The organism is Ahniella affigens (assembly GCF_003015185.1).
GTDB lineage: Bacteria > Pseudomonadota > Gammaproteobacteria > Xanthomonadales > Ahniellaceae > Ahniella > Ahniella affigens.
Genome location: NZ_CP027860.1, coordinates 2,406,247 through 2,424,552 on the forward strand (window position 1 = coordinate 2,406,247; position 18,306 = coordinate 2,424,552).

Consider the following 18,306-nt stretch of genomic DNA (forward strand, 5'->3'; position numbering starts at 1 on the left):
GATCAGGACTCGACAAAGCTTGGGGTTGCAACGCTCCGTCCACGGCCAATGCCGTAGTACGCAAGGCCCGCTGCCTCGGCCTTCTTCGGATCAAAGATATTCCGCCCGTCGATGACGACTGGCGTCTTCAAGGCGGCTTTGATTGCGGCCAGGTCTGCCGCCCAGAACTGCTTCCACTCCGTAATGACGATCAGGGCATCGGCGCCATTCAATGCCGCAAAGGCATCACTGCAGAGCGTCAGGTCGGCGCGTTCACCAAAAACCCGGCCCGCCTCGTGGCTTGCTTCCGGGTCAAATGCCTGGACCTTGGCGCCCCGCGCCCACAGGCCCTCGATGACGACCCGTGACGGCGCCTCGCGCATGTCGTCGGTGTTGGGCTTGAATGCTAATCCCCATAGCGCCACGGTGCGGCCCTTGAGATCGTCAAAGTGCTGTTCCAGCATTGCCAACACGCGGTGCTTCTGGTCACGGTTGACGGCCTCGACGGCGTCCAGAATCCGTGCCTCGTAACCAAACTGACGCGCCGTGCGCTCGAGCGCTTGAACATCCTTCGGAAAGCACGAGCCGCCGTAACCGGCCCCGGGGTAGATAAACGAATAGCCGATCCGCGGGTCCGAGCCGATCCCCTGTCGCACCGCCTCAATATCGGCACCGACGCGCTCCGCAATATTCGCGATCTCGTTCATGAAGCTGATCTTGGTCGCCAACATCGCGTTCGCTGCATATTTGGTCAGCTCAGCTGACCGCACATCCATCACCACGAGACGCTCGTGATTTCGATTGAACGGGCCATAGAGGGTTTTCAGGGTATCGATCGCCTGTGGGCTGTCGGTGCCAATCACGATTCGGTCTGGTCGCATGCAGTCCTTGACCGCATCCCCTTCTTTCAGAAACTCCGGATTCGATACGACATCGACTCGGGGTTGCACCGCCCGTGCCGCCAGCTCGGTTTGAATCCGGTGGCGGACCTTGTCGGCCGTGCCGACTGGAACAGTGGATTTGTTGACGACGACGGCGTCATGGTCGAGGCACCGACCGATGGTTCCGGCGACCGCCAAAACGTGCCGCAAGTCGGCGCTTCCGTCTTCATCCGGCGGCGTTCCGACAGCGATGAAAATGATTTCCGCGGCACTCAGCGCCTTGGCCGCATCGGTCGTGAAGTGCAGGCGATTCGCGCGCACGTTGGCGTGCACCATGTCTTCCAAACCCGGCTCGTAGATCGGAATGCGGCCTTGATTGAGGCCGTCGATCTTGGCTTGATCAATGTCCACACAGGTGACTTGATTGCCGACTTCCGCAAGGCATGTGCCGGTGACCAGGCCGACATAGCCGGTTCCAAAAATAGTTACACGCTTCATGTGATTCTTCTAGGTTCGGAAAAAACAAAGCCGGGGCGACCAAGCCCCGGCCGTGCAAATCAGCGCCGATCAATTCGGGCTGGCAATCTCGCCGCCGCGATTCGGATCGATCGGCAGATCTTCCGGATCGGGGTTGCCGCTCAGCGGCCGGGTGCTGATTGGACGGAGCGGAATCGGCACGTTCGGGAGGGTCCGCAGGGCAGACGCCACCTCGACCTCACACTGGTTGCTGGTGCGAACCGCGAGCCGGCGCAACACCACCGCATCAACCTTCGGCACGGCCAACTCGTCGGCAACCAGCCTGGCCTGATCTTTCAGGGTGCTGGGCGCCCGATCGGTGGTGACGAGATACCGGCCACCGTTGTCCACTTTGCCTTTCAGGACGGTCGCCGATTTCGGGTCGCGCTCGCCTTCGGCGTAAACCTCCAGCACATAACCCTGCTCGCCCAAGTCCACCGGCGCACCGGTGTTGTTGTAGAGCTCAACCATGCGCCAGGCATTGTCGGAATCTTCGACGGTCTGCGCTGCATACTCGGCGATCAGCACGTCATTCGACATCGCGGCGCAATCCGGATTGAAATTCCCGCCACGCGCGTCGCCCGCCGTCCAGTAGCTCGCGGCGTTCATGAACTCGTCGCGTTCGTTGACATCATTGACGCAAGCCGAGTCGATTCGCGCCAACGTCTGCGGCACCGCACCCAGTGGCGGCACCCAACTCGATTGTGCCACTTCATCTGGACGGACTTGCCCAATGCTGTCGGCATTCTTGAGCTTCACCTCGCCGCGCTGCTCGCCTTCCTTCTCTTCGCGCCATTCCTCGGCGTCCGTGCCGAGCCCGTTCAGCGTGCCGGCAACGGTCACCCGGGCGCAATCGCAACCAGAGTCATTCAAACCGCGACGCAGCACGACGGCTTCGGCGGGTTGCATCAGCACAGACGGCACGACCAGATTGGCGCGCTGCTTCCAGGCGCTGCCGCTCTGCTCACCGGCCACGACATAAACACCATCTGGCGGCACTTCGCCGCTCAGCGAAATGCGCCGACCGGTCTCTTTCTCGCCCGGGAAATAGAGTTCGACTTGATAGTTTTCGTCCGCAAGATCCACGGTGCTGCGCGTGCCATTGTGAATCACCAGGGCCCGGTCGTAGCCATCGGACACATACTGCTCGATCTGGACTTCGCCGGTTTTGTCGGAGTCGTTGTCCTCATCGTCTTCGTCTTCGTCACACTGGTGTGTCAACGTAGTCGGAATACTGCTCGGATCAACCGAACCAGGCTGCCACACGGCCGTGGCGTCAAACGTGTCGCTCGGGTCCACGTCCTGGTCGCACTGGGATTCGGGCTTCCGGCTCAACACACCCCCTTCGGCACCAACCGGCCCCAAGGCGCCACCAATCTGGCCGAGCGAATCCACAACGCCACCCGGACGGCGGTTGGCATTCAGCGCGGCACTCAAGATCCGGTCCGCCTGGTCGGGCACCGCCGTTGCGGCGGCCTGGGCCGCAGCGCCTGAGCATCCGCACAGCGAAAAAATCTCGACTGGAACGCGCCTATGTTCGAGCCGGACTCGGTCCTCCAACCGGGCTGCAGCCCAGATGTTTTCACCCACGCAAGGACAGGAGTTCGAGGCCGACGCGGCCTGCACCAGATCCGCAGCCCGAGTCGGATCACTGCCAGCGGCAGCCTTGACCGACTCGTAGACGGCGTCACAGGTGTCGTACGCTTGAATCACGGCCTGCACGCTGTGCGCCGGGTCTTCTCCCGCACCAATCAGGCCGACAGTTGCTTCGGTGGGATTCGCACCATCGCTCTTGGCACCCTCGGCATTCTGGCGCGTCGACTCGTTCGGATCGAACCAATCCGGCATTTCGGCAAACGCCGTGCTCCAGGCCAGGAGCGGCAGCAGCAAAATTTTTCGAATCATGTCGAACTCCGTCATCTTGTTCCGAGTGTAGCCGAAGCCAGGCGGGTACACTGCCCAGATGACTGATTTTAACGACAGATTTGTCCGTTTGTTGCGCGCAACGGCCGCAAAAGAGACCCAGACTTGGACCCTCGATCAAACGGCTCTGGCGGTGCTCGATGGCGAGGGCATGCTTGCGCTCGCTTTGAACGCCGGCGCATCGGTGGCGCCCGAGGCCCGACCTTGGGTTCAGAATCGGATGGCGGCTTTACGACTTCGCGATCAATTGCACGGTCGCGTACTCGGTCGACTGGCCGACATCAACCGGCAGTTGCCTGAGCCAATGCTCTTGTTCAAGGGCGAAGCTTTGGCCCGAAACCTCTACTCGGACAGCGCCAGCCGGCAGCGGAACGATCTGGACTTGCTGGTGCCGGAGCCCGCGCTCACCGCAACACTGAACGCGCTGCAGTCGGCCGGATTCAGGCTGCAGCAGGCGTTGACCAGTCGCTATGCCCGTTTTGAAGTGGTACTCGACGCCGGGCTACCCACACCGGTTGGGCTCGACGTCCACATCCGGCCGTTCTTCCGGCCGTGGCGGCTGCAACATCGCCCGTATGACCGGCTCATCAAGGATGCATCGCCGTTACCAGGCTGGCCGGACATTCCCGCACCCAGCGCTGGCGATGCCATCCTTCTGGCGGCATTGCACCTTGCGAAGAACCCGCACCAGCGCGCGATCTGGTGGTTCGATCTCCACCTCCTTCGACACGTACCAGGCGCCGAAGCCACCGCGCTGGCTACCCACTTGACCCCGGATGATCGCGCGATTGTCGAATTGACCCTGGCCCGGGCACGACTCCTGTTCGAGTCGGAGGCCGAGGCGGTGTCATGGCCGGCGCCCGAACGCCTGAGCCGGCTGAGCGCTTGGTGGCGCGACACGAGCGCGCTACCCACTGCGTCCGCGCAAATCCGGTTTTGCGCTGAGCTGCTCGGCTTCGGTGTTCGTCGCAGTAATCGCTAGGGCAGTCTCAAACCTGCCCGCTGCGCGACGATCCGTTCGGCCAAATGCGCGACTTTTTCGGGTGTCTGAGCGGCATCGATGACCGGAACCGTCGGCGCTGGCCGCTCGAAGCGTTCCAGCACCGAATCCACGAGCTCGGGCACCCGGTCCAACGGCATCGAGCGCCCGGTCTCCCAATCCTTGGTGATGCGCTGCTTCGCCAACTCGGGGTCGATATCGAGCCAGATCGGCGCGAGCGTCAACCCATAGCGCTCGCCTAATGCGGCGACCTTTTCCAGATCGGCCCGGCGCGAAAACGTCATGCCATCGATCACGGTCGACTCGCCCAACGCGGCATTGACCTCGATGGCGAGCAGTAGCGCCTGAAACGCGGCCCGCTTTTCCGGCAACGTATAGGCACATTCCGGAAACAGCGCCGCTCGAATCGCGTCGCGATTGACCACCCGAACCTGAAAGCGCTGCTCCAGGTAGGCGGCCAACGCCGTTTTGCCGGCGCCTGGCAATCCGATCAGGGCAATCAGGAGCGGCCGCGGCAGTCGAAGGCCGAGTGCCGGCATGGTGGGAGTGTTCTGAACGGTCATGCCGCCGAGCTTATCGCGGGCGGCGCACAATTCCGATATGGTCAGTGCATGCCGCTCGGGGCCATTGGCCCGTCCGGCCCATCGATTCGACTGTCTGCTGACTCAGAGCCCGCTATGCCACGATTGCTGCCCATTGCCCTGTCCTTGTCTGTTCTGATTGCCGCCACCTGGCTCCCGATGGCCGCTATGGCTGACGACGCTGCCACCAAACCGCTCGGGATGGCAGAATTGTTGGCTGCATCCAAACCGGACGCATGGCGCACGCCAGACCCTGAGCAGACGCTGTATCTCGATCTGCCTGCCGGCCGGGTGATCATTGAACTCGCACCGGACTTTGCGCCAGCGCACGTCGCCAATATCCAAACTTTGGCCAAGGCTCACTACTTTGACGGCCTCAGTGTGCTCCGTGTGCAGGAGAACTATGTCGCGCAATGGGGCGACCCCAATGCGGAAGACACGGCCAAGCGCAAAGCGCTGGGTGACGCCAAGCCAAATTTGGCAGGCGAGTTCCAGCGCCAGCGCTCGGCAGAACTCCCGGTCGCCAAGCTGCCAGATGGCGATGTCTACGCTGAGTTTGCCGGGGTGTCCAAGGGCTTTCCGGTTGCCGGCAAGGGCGACCAGATCTGGCTGGCGCACTGCTATGGGATGGTCGGCGCGGGTCGCGGTGACACGGCCGACTCCGGAAACGGCGCCGAATTGTATGTCGTCATTGGCCATTCACCGCGCCACCTGGATCGCAACGTCACGCTGGTCGGCCGAGTGTTGCTCGGGATGGAACATCTGACCACGCTGCAACGGGGCACCGGCGCGCTTGGGTTCATCGAGCCGCCCGCGCCGATGACACGGATCACGTCCATCCGCTTGGCCGCCGACACGCCCAAAGCCGAGCGGACTGCGATCGAAGTCCTGCGCACCGACACGCCGCTGTTCAAGCAATTGATCGAGGCCCGCCGCACCCGTCGTGAGTCCTGGTTCCTCGAACCCACGGGCCGCATCGAGCTCTGCAACGTGCCGATTCCGGTCCGGCTGAAGCCCTGAGTCGCACGCATGAACTTGAAGCCCCCCAAAGCGAAGACTGGCGCGGACAAGCAGTACGACCAAGCCTATTTCGATCGCTGGTATCGAGATCAGGGCACGCGCGTCAAGAGCAGCGCTGTGATGGCGCGCAAGGTCGCCATGGCGGTTGCGGTTGCCGAGCATTACCTGGAGCGGCCCGTCCGGTCGGTGCTGGATGTGGGCTGCGGCGAAGGTGTTTTTGGCGAGGCGCTCGCCCAGATCCGGCCAAAATGCCACTATCTGGGTCTCGATAGCAGCGAATACGCCGTCGGTCGTTTCGGTTTGAAGCGAAACCTCCGGCTGCTTGATTTTGCCGACCTGGCAGTACAACGGTTCGATCGAAGCTTTGATTTGCTGGTCTGCTCCGACGTGATGCATTACGTGCCGACCAAGGCCCTCGTCGCCGGACTGTCCGGTTTCGACGAACTGTGTCACGGCATCGGCTTCTTCGAAGTATTCTGCAAGGGCGATCACTTTGTCGGTGATCTCGAGGGCTTTGTGTATCGTCCGGCCTCCTGGTATCGGCGCGTGTTCCTGGAGGCTGGCTTTGCGCCGCTGGGCACGCACTTCTATCTGAGTCCGTCGCTGCGCGGGGCGGCCACCCGACTGGAACTGGCATCGATATGAAAGACACTTGGTACGTTTGTGATCCGGATTGGGACGATGCGCTCGGGCCGATGTCGCGCAGCCAGCTGGACCGGCTGATCGCGCAACGGAAACTATCGAGTTCCTGCCTGGCCTGGCATGCCGACCTGGCCGAATGGCGACCGCTCTACGGCAGTCTCGGCGGTTCCACCAGCAATGCGGCCAATGCCGCTGCCGATGCGGCGAGCGGGGCGCAGGCGAGCCCCAAGACCCAGGAACAGATCGCGCAAACGAGCAAGGCACAGCGAAAAGCACAGCTGCAGGCCCAACAAGAAGCGCAGCAAGTTGTGCAGGCCAACAAGACGGCGGATTCCGCCCGTGAACGCGCGAACAAGCAGCGCCAGGCGCAACGGAAACAAGCACCGCCTCAGACGGCACAGCCCGCCGCGTCCGACGCCGACAAGGCTAAAGAACAGGCGGCGAATGCAGCGTTCTCCGTGCTCACCCTCCGCCGCCTGGGCGCACGCGTGATCGACTATCTGTTGGTGATGCCCATCTTGTTGGCCGCCTTGTTTGCGCTGCTGCAACAACAGTTTGGTTTCTGGCCCGGCCGCACTGCCGGTGAGTTGGATCCAAATGGGCTGGTGTGGCTCGGCTTTGTCCTGGCCGTTCCCGCTGAAGCGATCATGCTCGCGTTCTTCGGAACCACAATCGGCAAGGCGTTGTTCGGATTGCAGGTTCGCAATCATCGCAACGAAAAGCCCAATCTGTCGGTTGCGTTTGGCCGCCAAACCAGCGTCTTTGTCCGTGGCATGGCGCTTGGCATTCCCGTGCTCTCGTTCATCGCGATCCTCGTGGCCGCAATACAGACCCTCAGCGCGAAAGTGGCGCCCTGGGACCAGCGCCGCGGACTCCGAGTACTGGACGCCGGCGGCCAGGGCGGCATTCGGCCCAAACTCGCGATCGCTGCGGTGATCGCCGCGCTCTACTTCTTCGTCAATGACTCCGTGCTGGAAGTAGTCGCCAATTTCCAGCAAATGCTCGGTGCAGGCACTTTGATGATCGAACCAGGCTGAGGCCGGCTCAACGAAGTTGCTCAGCCTTCCGTGGCGTCAGCCGTGGTGCCCCGACGGTCGTCGTGCACCATCGTCTCGCCGCGCACTTCGGCTCGGAGCTCCGCAAATTCGCGCATCAGCGTTTCGATGTTGACTTCGTTCTTCAGATTGACCTTGTAGTCGGTCTCGGCGCGGGCCCGATCTTTCAGTGATTGCCGGTTCTGACTCATCACGATCAGGGGGCCTTGCAAGCCCACGAGGATCGCCAACGCCAAGTTGAAGAACTGAAACGGATACGGATCAAGAGGCTTTGGCAGCACGCCGGGCACGTTGATCGCGCACCACGTGACGGCGATGGTGAGCAACAGCACAATGAAGGTCCAGCTACCGTTCAACTCGGCCACTTTGTCGGCCAGCCGCTCACTCCACGACAGGTGTTTGTCAAACTCTTCGTCGACGTTCTTCGCAGCACGGGCCGAGAGCATTTCGTTGGTCTCACGAAGGCGCTCACTCATGGTCCGCAGGATGCCCATCGCTGCCAGCGGTCGGTTCTGCAAATAGTTGGCCAGGGTGTTGTGCTTCAGTTCGAGCAACACGGTTTCTGTGGTGGCCAACGCACTGGCCGACCGCGGTTTCTGGTCAAACAGCGCGAGCTCGCCGAAATACTCTCCGCGGGCAATATCTTTCAGCGAAATACGCTGCGATTGCTTGCCGGGCAAATGAATGTTCACATCGCCCGACTCGACGATGTACATGGCATCGCCCGCATCGCCCAAGTTGAAAATCATCGATCCGGCCTTGTACGTGCGCCGGATCAGCGCATCCGACAAGGCGGACAAATCCGCATCGGACAAACCGGTGAACATCGGAATGATGCGGAGCAGATCAGTCGAACTCATGCCAGAACTCCAAAACCAAATGGATCAGTCCAAGCGTCGCCCACTGCGACGCCGACCCGTTCCGGCAAGCCTACCAAATTCATGTTGCCGAAAGCCCATCAATGCACCCAGCATGGTTGAATCGAATCGTTGCTGCCGGGTCAATAGCGCGAGCCCCGATTGCCCCACTCCTGCTGGCACGTCGCGCTGGCGCGGGTTTCGCGTCCAAACACGCGCCAGACCCCCAACGAAATGCGTTGAACAGGAAGTTCAACTCATCCCTGCCGGATCAATTACCGAAGGAACAACAGATCAGGCGCCGCGCCGTTGGCGGACGACTTCGAACAGCGCAATACCCGTGGCCACTGAGACATTCAGTGACTCCATGGGTCCCGGCATCGGGATCTGGACCAGGTAGTCGCAGCGTTCGCGGGTCAGGCGCCGCATCCCCTCGCCTTCTGCGCCCATGACCAAGCCGACCGGACCCTTGAAGTCCTGGTCAAACAAGGTGGTATCGGCTTCGCCTTCCAGACCGGTCAACCAGACACCCGCGTCGCGGAGCGCATCGAGCGCCCGCACCAGATTCGTGACCCGCACAATCGGTACCCGATCAGCCGCACCAGCGCTGGCTCGGCGCACGGTGGCATTGGTCGGCGCGGCCCGGTCCTTGGCTACGATAACCGCATGGACCCCTGCTGCCAGTGCGCTCCGAAGGCACGCACCGAAATTATGGGGATCCGTAATTTCATCCAGAATCAAGAACAACGCCGACGATCCGGCCTGCTCAATCAATTTCGGCAAATCGGCCTCGGCCAGGCTGGGTGGCGGCTCGTAAAAGCCAACCACGCCTTGATGCCGCTCGCCGCGAGCCAGCTTGTCCAACTGCTCCATGCTCCGCTTGTGCAAGCGAACGCCACGGTCCTTGGCCAACGATTCCAGTTCGGTGACGCGCGCATTGCGATTGCCATCGGCAATCAGAATCTCGCGAAGATTCGCGGCATCGTGCTCCAATGCACTCATCACGGCATGAATGCCAAGCAGGACATCGTTTTGACTCATCGTCTGGTTCCCTTGCGCTTCGCGGGCGGCCCGTTGTCGGCCCGGCTGGGCCCGGCTTCCGCCAATTTGAGGTCAATCTTGCGGTCTTCCATGCTGGCGCGCAGCACCTGCACAGACACCGAGTCACCGAGGCGGAATCGCCGCCGCGTGCGCTCGCCCACCATTTCCCGACGTAGCGGATCGAAATGGTAGAAGTCGAGCGGCAACTGCGTCACATGAATCAGGCCGCTGACGCCCGTGTCGCCAATCGCCACAAAACATCCAAAAGACGTTACCCCGGAAATCACCCCTGAGAAGACCGAGCCCACGTGTTCATTCATGTAAGAACACTGATAGCGCTCATCCACTTCCCGCTCGGCCTCGTCAGCACGGCGCTCGCGCTGCGAGCAATGCAGGCCGCGATTGGCCATTGCTTCGGCCTGTTCGTGATACGTGGCCGGCTTGCCGCCCAGCAACACATGATGAATGGCGCGATGAACGAGCAGGTCCGGGTAGCGCCGGATCGGCGATGTGAAATGCGCGTAGGCGTCCAGCGCCAGGCCAAAATGACCCTGACACTCCGGCGCGTAGACCGCGAGACTCTGCGCCCGCAGTACAACCTGTTCGAGCAGGCTCGCTTCCGGGCGCTGGCGGACGCGTTCGAGCAATTCGGCAAAATCTAAAGGCGTGATCGCGCCGTAGGGCGGCAAGGCGATCTTGAACTCGCGCAAAAAGCTCCCGAGCTCCGCATACTTTTCTTCCGGCGGCTTGGCGTGGACGCGATACAGCGACGGCATACGCTGTTTCACCAGGAACCGCGCGGCCTCGACATTCGCCGCGATCATGCATTCCTCGATCAGCTTATGCGCCTCGTTGCGTGGTTCGTGCTTGGCCGACTGCACCTTGCCCTGGGCGTCAAGCGTGAATTTGACTTCCTGACCTTCAAAGTCAATCGCGCCGCGCGCGCGTCGGGCCGAGGACATGGCCCAGTAGAGATCCAGCAACTGCTCCAGGTGGGGCAGCACGGTTGCGATCTGCTGGCGCACCGCCTCGTTCTTCAGGATCAGTGCGTCGTGCACCTGCCGGTACGTCAGCCGCGCGTGCGAGCGCATCACCGCGCGATGAAAACTGGACTTGGTGACGACACCCGCCTTGTTCAGCCGCATATCGCAGACCAGACACAGCCGATCGACCGCGGGATTCAATGAGCAGATCCCATTCGACAATGCCTCGGGCAGCATCGGAATGACAAAACCCGGAAAGTACACCGATGTGGCGCGATCAAACGCTTCTTCATCCAGTGCTGTGCCCGGGCGCACGTAGTGCGCGACATCGGCGATTGCCACCACCAGCCGAAACCCGCCACGAACCGGTTCGCAATAGACGGCATCGTCAAAATCGCGAGCGTCTTCGCCGTCGATGGTGACCAGCGGCAGCGCTCGCAGGTCCAACCGATCAGCGCATGCAGACGCCGGAACCGTTGGCGCAATCCGCTCCGACTCGGCAATCACCGTGCTCGGAAACTGCCTTGGCAATCCGTGCGATTCAATGGCCATATCGACGATCAGGCTGGCCTCCAGGCGATCACCCAGAATGCTGGCGACATGGCCGATCGCTGGGCGGTCGCGACTCGGCGGCTCATCGATTTCGGCGACCACAATCTGACCGGTGCGGGCCCCGGCAGTGCCTTTCGGACTGATCAATACATCCTGATGCAGACGCTTGTCATCGGGCACCACCAGAGACAAGCCGGATCGCTCCTCAAAGCGGCCGACCACCCGAGTGACGCGTCGCTCCAGAACTTCGGAGATGGCAGCCTCCGGCCGGCCCTTACGGTCGACGCCAACCACATGCGCCAGAACGCGGTCGCCATGCATGACCTGTCGCATTTCGGCCGGACTCAGAAACAAGTCTTCGCCGCCCGCATCAGGGCGCAGAAAACCGAAGCCATCAGCCTTGCCGATCACCGTGCCAGGGATCAGGTCGAGCCGTTCGGCGACGGCAAAGCCGTTGCGGCGATTCTTCAGCACTTGCCCGTCGCGAAGCATTGCGGCCAGGCGGCGGTCAAGCGCATCGAGGCTTGCCGGGTCATGAATCGCCAATGCATAGGCAATTCGGTCAGCGGTCAGCGGGCCATCGGCCTCATTCAGCAAACTGAGAATCGCCTCGCGGCTGGCGATCGGCTGCTCGTAACGACTGGCTTCGCGGTCGGCATGTGGATCAAACACCCGTCCGAACATGGCGCCAGCGGCGTCTTTGCCGGCAGCCTTGTTGGCCACCTTTCGACGCGGAGCAGCCGCAGCGGATTTGCCAGACGCAGCGCAACGCCCCACTTTGGGCGACGCTTTGGGAGCTTGAAGGTTGGGGGGAAGCCAGGGTGGGACGGATGGCTTGGACTGGCGGTCACTACCGCCTTTGGCGGACTTCTTTCGGCCCGCTCGGTTTGTATTACGACTCATGGCGCCATTCTAGCCAGCCCACTTCAGAGCACGCAATGCCAACCGCTGCAAGGGCGCCCCGATGGGTCACACGATGTTCAGCGTAACCACATGCAGCGGCACGAGTGCGGGATCACGCCTGTCTTTGCGGTGCGCCAACAACCCCCGAGCCGGTCAGACGAGCCCCAAGCGCTCCGGAAACACACCATGCGCCCCGCGCTCCAGTGACCGGACAATGTCGCGTGGCACATCAGTAGGGCTTTGATTCAGCAGATCAACCTCCAGAAAGCGCGACCGTGCGCGCTTGCTCGCGTCCGTGAGCACCATGATCCAAGGCTTCAGACGGCGCGCCGGATTCTGTGCCATGACGACGGCGACCTCGCCAGTCGTGAGCTCGATCAGCGAACCGGTGGGATACACACTGAGGCACTGCATGAACTGCTCGACCAAGTCCTTCTGAAACAAGCGGTCGCCTGCGCGATAGATCTGCTGGAGCGCCTGTTGCGGCGAAATCGCCTGCCGAAACGGTCGGTCACTGGTCAGTGCATCGAACGTATCGATAATGCCGGCAATTCGGCCATACAATGGAATCTGATTGCGCACCAAGCCGTTCGGATAGCCCGAGCCGTCAAAGCGCTCGTGATGCGTTCGCACCATCGCCTCAATCTGCGGCTCACGAATACTGCTTTGGGACATCAACGCAATGCCTTGCTCGACGTGGTGGCGGAGAATCATCATCTCGCCTTCGCTAAGCAAGCCGACCTTCCGTAGAAGCGCCGTCGGGATGGCGGTCTTGCCAACATCCAAGAGCATCCCGCCAGTAGCCAACGCGACGAGTTCGCCTTCGCCGAGCCCGAGGTGGCGCCCCAACACGGAGGCCAACAGGCTGTTGTTCATCGCATGCGAAAATTCGTATTCGTCGCGACGCTTCAGCATGCTGACCCACAAGTAGGCGTCGGCATGACGGAGAACGCTCTGCACCACCGGCACGATGGCGTCCTGAACTTCAACCAAGCTCAGTTTGCGACCAGACCGGAGGTCGCCCAGGATACGGGCCGTGATTTCAGCTGTGCGGGCAAACTGCTTTTGCACGCGCGGCAACTCTTCTGCCAGCGCGACTTGGTTGACATGCCGCCGCCGCCCATCGGTCTGGCCATTGACATCGAAATGATGCAACGGCAAACGACTGCGGTACACATCGACAAAGACATGATCGCAATGCCGGCGCAGCACATCGAGTTCGCCCGATGTGTCGAGCAGAAACCCTTCCAGCGGAAACGGCAAGCCGAGCCAATCCCGATCCAGACGATGCACAAACATGCCCGGGCGCAGGTAATCGACATGGACTTTGCGTTCTTCCAACTGCACGAATCAGGTTCCTCGCGGACAACAAATGCAGGCTGCCACCCTGTGGGGAGACTCCAACCGGCTGACTGGCCAAAGCGAACACGATGTCAAACCAAAATCTCAGCGTTCGAGAATGAGTTTGAACATGCAGGGTCGATGTGGTCTGAGCCGGCAAGCCCCGAGCATGCCATGAAGAAAGTGCCGTTCTGCGGGAATTCGCACGCATCTTCTTCATCTGAAACGAATTTCCCCAGTTGTTCACGAAGTGTTTAGCAACACTTTCAGACCAATCGTTGCAATAGTCGCGCGTCTCTGATCCGGTCATTCTGGAGTCGGAGGAATCTTCGAACTGGGGTCGCGACCCCGAACGCTAGTCTGATCCGACCTGCTCTGATGACGGCGATGTGGAAAGAACCGCCGCTGGCACCACCCACTGGGCGATCCAGTCTGACCAGGGTGCAAACCAGAGCAGCACCGGGTTGTCGCCCTGAGTGACCCCAAGGCCACGCTCCAAAGCTGCTAAAACCGGCGCAAACCGCGTTTCGGCCAAACCCTCACGACGAGCCCGGGCCAGTTCAGACCGCGCGGAATCGGCGTCGCCAGATTGCCACGCCTCCAGCGCAAGGAGCAGGTAGCTCAGCCCGGGGAAATTGGCCATGTCGGTCTCGACCCGGGCGCGCATCGCCGGAACGGAATAGCTCGAATGCAGTCCCATCAGCCGGACGGCAATATGAGCATCCACCTGATACTCAAACTCGGACACGGCCAAAACCCGGGATAGCCAGTCGGCCGCCTCTGCGTCCCGCCCCAGCAGTTTCGCCGCCGTCAACGCCATGACGGCATCGCGATGCGCACTGTACACATCGTGTTGCTCGCGCGACCGTCGGTAGCCGAGCGCTGCTTCATCGAGCAACGCGGCCCAACGCCCGCCCTGCCCGAGCGTCAACAACTGGGCGCTGCGGACAATATCCTCGGTGCTCGGCTCGCGTGTGTTGGCCGGCGCCTCAAGAATCGCCGTGAACCCTTGACTGGCGGCTTCGAGCTTACCCTCCGAAAAATCGCAGGCCGCCGTCACCCAGAGCCGCCAGATCGGCCGGTCTTCTGGCAAGCGCGAGATTTCTGGTCGAACCGCCGCGCAGTCGCCCAGCAAGGCACGATCGGCCAGCACCTGCGGAACGCGCCGATCCCGGTAGTGCGTGAACTGGATTTGCGCCAATTCCTGGCGCGCCAGCTCGCCCTCATTCCGACCAATCGCAATGTGCGACAAACCGTATCGGAGCTTCCAGGCACTCGGCCGCAATGCCAACGCCGACGCCATGGCGCGGCGGTCGTCCACCACATTGCCCTTGTTGAGGTTGCCCTCCAAAAACAAGGACAGAAAAGGGTTGTCGTGCTTGTTCAGCAATTCGCGTGCTTCCGCCACATAGGGTTCGGTGCCGGCCACCCCCCGGGCGCCAAGCCAAATAGCGACCATGACCGCCGGAAACGGTTGATCGGGATGGGTATCGGCGACCGTCTTCATCAACGCGATGGCGCTGTTGCGATCACCTTCGGCATCACGGACAAACGCTTCCCGAATCGACGCTTTCTGCGCGCCCGTCAGCCCAACGAGATCACGCTCAATCAGCGCATAGCCCGGTTCGATCGTGCGCTCCAGAAACACCCATTCATACCAACCGAACGCAGTGAGCAGCGCGGTGACCACCAGTGCGCCAGCTGTCACAGAAAGCGCCTGCCGGCGATCCAGCCACTGGCGCCGGACGCGCTCGGTCCAACGCAGCACTTTGGGCTTCGCGCCGGCCAACCAGCGCGTCAGTTCCGCCGCAAACGCGTTCGCGTCTGGATACCGAATGGCCAGTGACCCCGCCATCGCTGATTCAGCAATCGCTCTGAGCCACGGATCAGAAATCGCCGCCGCGCTGATCTGCTCAGCCAAAAATCCCGACGTGCTGGAAACGGCGCCGGACTCGCAGCCCGTCACCAGTTCAACCAGGATCACCCCGAGCGCATGCACGTCGGCCGCGGGCCCGACGGACTCACCGCGAATCTGCTCCGGTGCCGCATAGCGCGGCGTCAGCATGCGATCTGCTGTGAGTGTTCGGGCCTGGGTTGGACCATCGTCCAGGCATTTGGCGATACCAAAATCGAGCAGCTTCACCTGACCTTGCTGATCGACCAGAATGTTTGACGGCTTCAGGTCACGGTGGACAATCTGCCCGGCATGGGCGACGCCGACCACCTCGGCAATCGCCCGGAGCAGGCGCACGCGGGCGCTGAGGTCTAACTCGGCGACCGCACGATCAAGACTCAGCCCATCGACGCGCTCCATGATCAAGAAGGGTCGGCCCTCGTCCGTGCGCGCCAATCCCAGAAACCGCGCAATTCCGGGATGGACGAGCCGCCCCATCGCATCACTTTCGCGGGTGAGGCGCTGATCCAGATTCGGACCCAGCATGTCCGGGCGCACCATTTTGATCGCGACCCGATCATTGGTCAGAACCGAGCGGGCGGCCAGCACAATCCCCATGCCGCCCTGCCCCAAGATCGATTCCACCTCGTAGTCACCCAACCGCCGTCCGCGCCAGACTTGCTCCAACATCTGGGAGCGACGCTGCAGATAGGTGTCACTGTCGAATTCGCGCCGCGTTTCCAGATCGGCGATGACATCGGCTTGCCTGACCGTGGCGGGTTCCGATTGGTCCAGCATCCGGACGAGGCTCGCAGCCTGCTCGGGGTCGACCTGCGCGAGTTCCGCAAGAAAATCCGCCCGCTCACCCAGAGGCCGGGCCAGGAGTGCTGCAAGCTGCTGGTTCAGATCCGCCTCTGGCTGGGTCTGCATCCGCCGTCCGACCTCCGCTTCTGACGATCCTTGTCGTGATTCAGCACTGCATGCACTGCCACCCAGGCTGAGCTTACCGGTATTCTGCCGGATTCCGACCCGATGGCGAAGCACCACCCGATGAGCCCCACCGACACCGAATTGCACACCCTGGCCGATACTCTGGGCGAACGCTGCAAGCGCCAGGGAATGAGCCTGGTTACGGCTGAATCCTGCACCGGCGGCTGGATCGCCAAAGCAGTTACCGAGGTTCCAGGCAGTTCGGCCTGGTTTGAATGCGGCATGGTGGCCTACAGCTATGAGGCCAAACAGGCGTTGCTTGGCGTTCGGCCGGAAACCCTGATCAAGTGTGGCGCGGTCAGCGAGGAAACTGTGCTCGAAATGGTTGCCGGCGCGCTGGTACACAGTGGCGCCACACTGGGTGTCGCCGTAACCGGCATCGCTGGGCCATCGGGCGGAACGCCCGACAAGCCGGTGGGCACGGTCTGGATCGCATGGAAACGCCGCGGCGGCTACCCGCGGGCGGAATGTCATCATTTTGACGGCGATCGCGAATCAGTCCGTCGGCAGACGGTGGCAAAAGCCTTAGACGGGCTCATGAATCTTCTGAGCTGAAAATCAGAAATTCACCCGATACTTTCACGCTCGCGTGGGATAATGTGCTGCTCGCGGGTGCATACCAGGTTTGAGCAGCACTTTAAGATCAACCCGTAATCTGTTGATTTTACAGAAGTCTCAACCTGGGTTTTGGCGGTCTTGGCCGCCTTAAGCCGGCTCTTAGGCCAGACAATGCAGGCGCCGCCGAAGGTCGCGCCCGCTGATCGTGTCTCACTCGATGAGAAGACAAGGCGTCAAAGTGTCGTCCAGCACCCGCCCCACGCGGCAGCCACGGATGGTTTGTCGCGATTCGGCAATTCTGATTCGAACCAATGCATGACCCAGGAGATTTGAAATGGATGACAACAAAAAGCGCGCTCTGACCTCGGCCCTGGCGCAGATCGACAAGCAGTTTGGCAAAGGCACGGTCATGCGCATGGGTGACAAGCAGACCGATGTCATCGAGGCGGTCTCGACCGGCTCGCTCGGTCTGGACATTGCGCTGGGCATCGGCGGCCTGCCGCGCGGCCGCGTGATCGAGATCTACGGTCCGGAATCGTCGGGCAAGACCACGCTGACCTTGCAAGTGATTGCGAACTGCCAGCGCTCTGGCGGTACCGCCGCGTTCATCGACGCGGAGCACGCGCTCGATCCAAGCTACGCCGAAAAGCTGGGCGTGGATGTGGACAACATGCTCGTCTCGCAGCCGGATACCGGCGAACAGGCACTCGAAGTGGCCGACATGCTGGTGCGCTCCGGCGCGGTAGACGTGGTGGTCATCGACTCCGTCGCGGCGCTCACGCCCAAAGCCGAAATCGAAGGTGAAATGGGCGACTCGCACGTTGGTTTGCATGCCCGCCTGATGAGCCAGGCGCTCCGCAAGCTGACGGCGAACATCAAGAAGTCGAACTGCCTGGTCATCTTCATCAATCAGATTCGTATGAAGATCGGCGTGATGTTCGGCAATCCTGAAACCACCACCGGTGGTAACGCGCTGAAGTTCTACGCCTCGGTGCGTCTCGATATCCGTCGCGTCGGTTCGGTCAAGCGTGGCGAGGAAGTGATCGGGTCCGAGACGCGCGTCAAGGTTGTCAAGAACAAGGTGGCACCGCCGTTCCGACAAGCCGACTTCGAGATTCTGTACGGCGAAGGGATTTCCCGCGAAGGCGAAATTGTCGAGATGGGCGTCAATGCGAACCTGATCGACAAGTCCGGCGCCTGGTACAGCTACAACGGTGAGCGCATCGGCCAAGGCAAGGACAATGCCCGCACGTTCCTCCGCGAACATCCGGAAATCTCCCGCGATGTCGAGGAGAAGCTGCGCGCCAAACTGCTGATCGCCCGCGGCGGCCCCGCTGCGGCGACCGCTGATGCAGGCGATGATGACTGATTCGGCGCTGAGCCATATTGGCCTGCAGAAAGGTCGATCCAGCCCCCATTGGCGGTAGATCAATCGACTCCAGTGACTCATCGCAGATCGGCAGGGGCAGGCGGGCATTGGGCCCCTGCCCCGCTCCTTGGTGCTTGCCCTGCTCCTTTGCCAGCTCCGGACACAAGCATCCGTATGGTCACGGGCCCGAAACGAAGTTCGCAGTCAGTCGCAACGATAAC

Annotated in this window: 14 protein-coding genes; 6 read left to right on the forward strand and 8 right to left on the reverse strand. The window is 61.7% G+C overall.

Annotated features, from left to right (window positions below; genetic code table 11):
- Positions 1-2: 2 nt before the first annotated feature.
- Both C7S18_RS09230 and C7S18_RS09235 read right to left on the reverse strand, forming a co-directional pair.
- Positions 3-1,358, reverse strand: coding sequence for a UDP-glucose dehydrogenase family protein (locus tag C7S18_RS09230; protein WP_106891286.1), 1,356 nt, complete (start codon positions 1,356-1,358; stop codon positions 3-5).
- Positions 1,359-1,427: 69 nt separating this feature from the next.
- Positions 1,428-3,281, reverse strand: coding sequence for a lamin tail domain-containing protein (locus C7S18_RS09235; protein ID WP_146151841.1), 1,854 nt, complete (start codon positions 3,279-3,281; stop codon positions 1,428-1,430).
- A gap of 58 nt (positions 3,282-3,339) precedes the next feature.
- On the opposite strand from C7S18_RS09235, the gene C7S18_RS09240 reads away from it, so the two are divergent.
- On the forward strand, positions 3,340-4,281 hold the full coding sequence (locus C7S18_RS09240; RefSeq protein WP_106891288.1) for a nucleotidyltransferase family protein: 942 nt from the start codon (positions 3,340-3,342) through the stop codon (positions 4,279-4,281).
- Here C7S18_RS09240 and C7S18_RS09245 read toward each other — a convergent pair.
- A complete protein-coding gene (locus C7S18_RS09245; protein WP_106891289.1) occupies positions 4,278-4,862 on the reverse strand; it encodes a P-loop nucleotide/nucleoside kinase family protein in 585 nt (194 codons plus the stop codon). The two genes, C7S18_RS09240 and C7S18_RS09245, sit on opposite strands and share 4 nt — an antisense overlap.
- Before the next feature lie 114 nt (positions 4,863-4,976).
- On the opposite strand from C7S18_RS09245, the gene C7S18_RS09250 reads away from it, so the two are divergent.
- The 3 genes from C7S18_RS09250 to C7S18_RS09260 are packed head-to-tail and all read left to right on the forward strand — an operon-like array spanning position 4,977 to position 7,579.
- Positions 4,977-5,900: a peptidylprolyl isomerase gene (locus C7S18_RS09250; RefSeq protein ID WP_106891290.1), complete on the forward strand. Its 924-nt coding sequence runs from the start codon at positions 4,977-4,979 to the stop codon at positions 5,898-5,900.
- Between the two features lie 9 nt (positions 5,901-5,909).
- A complete protein-coding gene (locus C7S18_RS09255; RefSeq protein ID WP_106891291.1) occupies positions 5,910-6,545 on the forward strand; it encodes a class I SAM-dependent DNA methyltransferase in 636 nt (211 codons plus the stop codon).
- The gene (locus tag C7S18_RS09260; protein ID WP_106891292.1) at positions 6,542-7,579 is read left to right on the forward strand and encodes an RDD family protein; all 1,038 of its coding nucleotides are present in this window, start codon (positions 6,542-6,544) and stop codon (positions 7,577-7,579) included. Before C7S18_RS09255 ends, C7S18_RS09260 begins: the two co-directional genes overlap by 4 nt.
- A 20-nt stretch (positions 7,580-7,599) precedes the next feature.
- Here C7S18_RS09260 and C7S18_RS09265 read toward each other — a convergent pair whose 3' ends face one another.
- From C7S18_RS09265 to C7S18_RS09285, 5 genes are all read right to left on the reverse strand, one after another.
- Positions 7,600-8,457 (reverse strand): DUF1003 domain-containing protein, encoded by an 858-nt coding sequence (locus tag C7S18_RS09265; RefSeq protein WP_106891293.1) that lies wholly within the window; start codon positions 8,455-8,457, stop codon positions 7,600-7,602.
- A gap of 291 nt (positions 8,458-8,748) precedes the next feature.
- Positions 8,749-9,495 (reverse strand): 23S rRNA (guanosine(2251)-2'-O)-methyltransferase RlmB, encoded by a 747-nt coding sequence (gene rlmB / locus C7S18_RS09270; RefSeq protein ID WP_106891294.1) that lies wholly within the window; start codon positions 9,493-9,495, stop codon positions 8,749-8,751.
- Positions 9,492-11,933, reverse strand: coding sequence for a ribonuclease R (rnr, locus tag C7S18_RS09275; protein WP_106891295.1), 2,442 nt, complete (start codon positions 11,931-11,933; stop codon positions 9,492-9,494). Before rnr ends, rlmB begins: the two co-directional genes overlap by 4 nt.
- Before the next feature lie 153 nt (positions 11,934-12,086).
- Positions 12,087-13,280, reverse strand: coding sequence for an HD-GYP domain-containing protein (locus C7S18_RS09280; RefSeq protein ID WP_106891296.1), 1,194 nt, complete (start codon positions 13,278-13,280; stop codon positions 12,087-12,089).
- 349 nt (positions 13,281-13,629) lie between these two features.
- Positions 13,630-16,098: a serine/threonine-protein kinase gene (locus tag C7S18_RS09285; protein ID WP_106891297.1), complete on the reverse strand. Its 2,469-nt coding sequence runs from the start codon at positions 16,096-16,098 to the stop codon at positions 13,630-13,632.
- Positions 16,099-16,218: 120 nt separating this feature from the next.
- Between C7S18_RS09285 and C7S18_RS09290 the strand changes: the two genes are divergently transcribed.
- Complete coding sequence (locus tag C7S18_RS09290) at positions 16,219-16,713, forward strand: CinA family protein (protein ID WP_106891298.1); 495 nt, start codon at positions 16,219-16,221, stop codon at positions 16,711-16,713.
- A 337-nt stretch (positions 16,714-17,050) separates the two neighbouring features.
- Positions 17,051-18,085, forward strand: a complete 1,035-nt coding sequence (gene recA / locus C7S18_RS09295) for a recombinase RecA (RefSeq protein WP_106891299.1) — start codon at positions 17,051-17,053, stop codon at positions 18,083-18,085.
- The last annotated feature ends 221 nt before the right edge of the window (positions 18,086-18,306 follow it).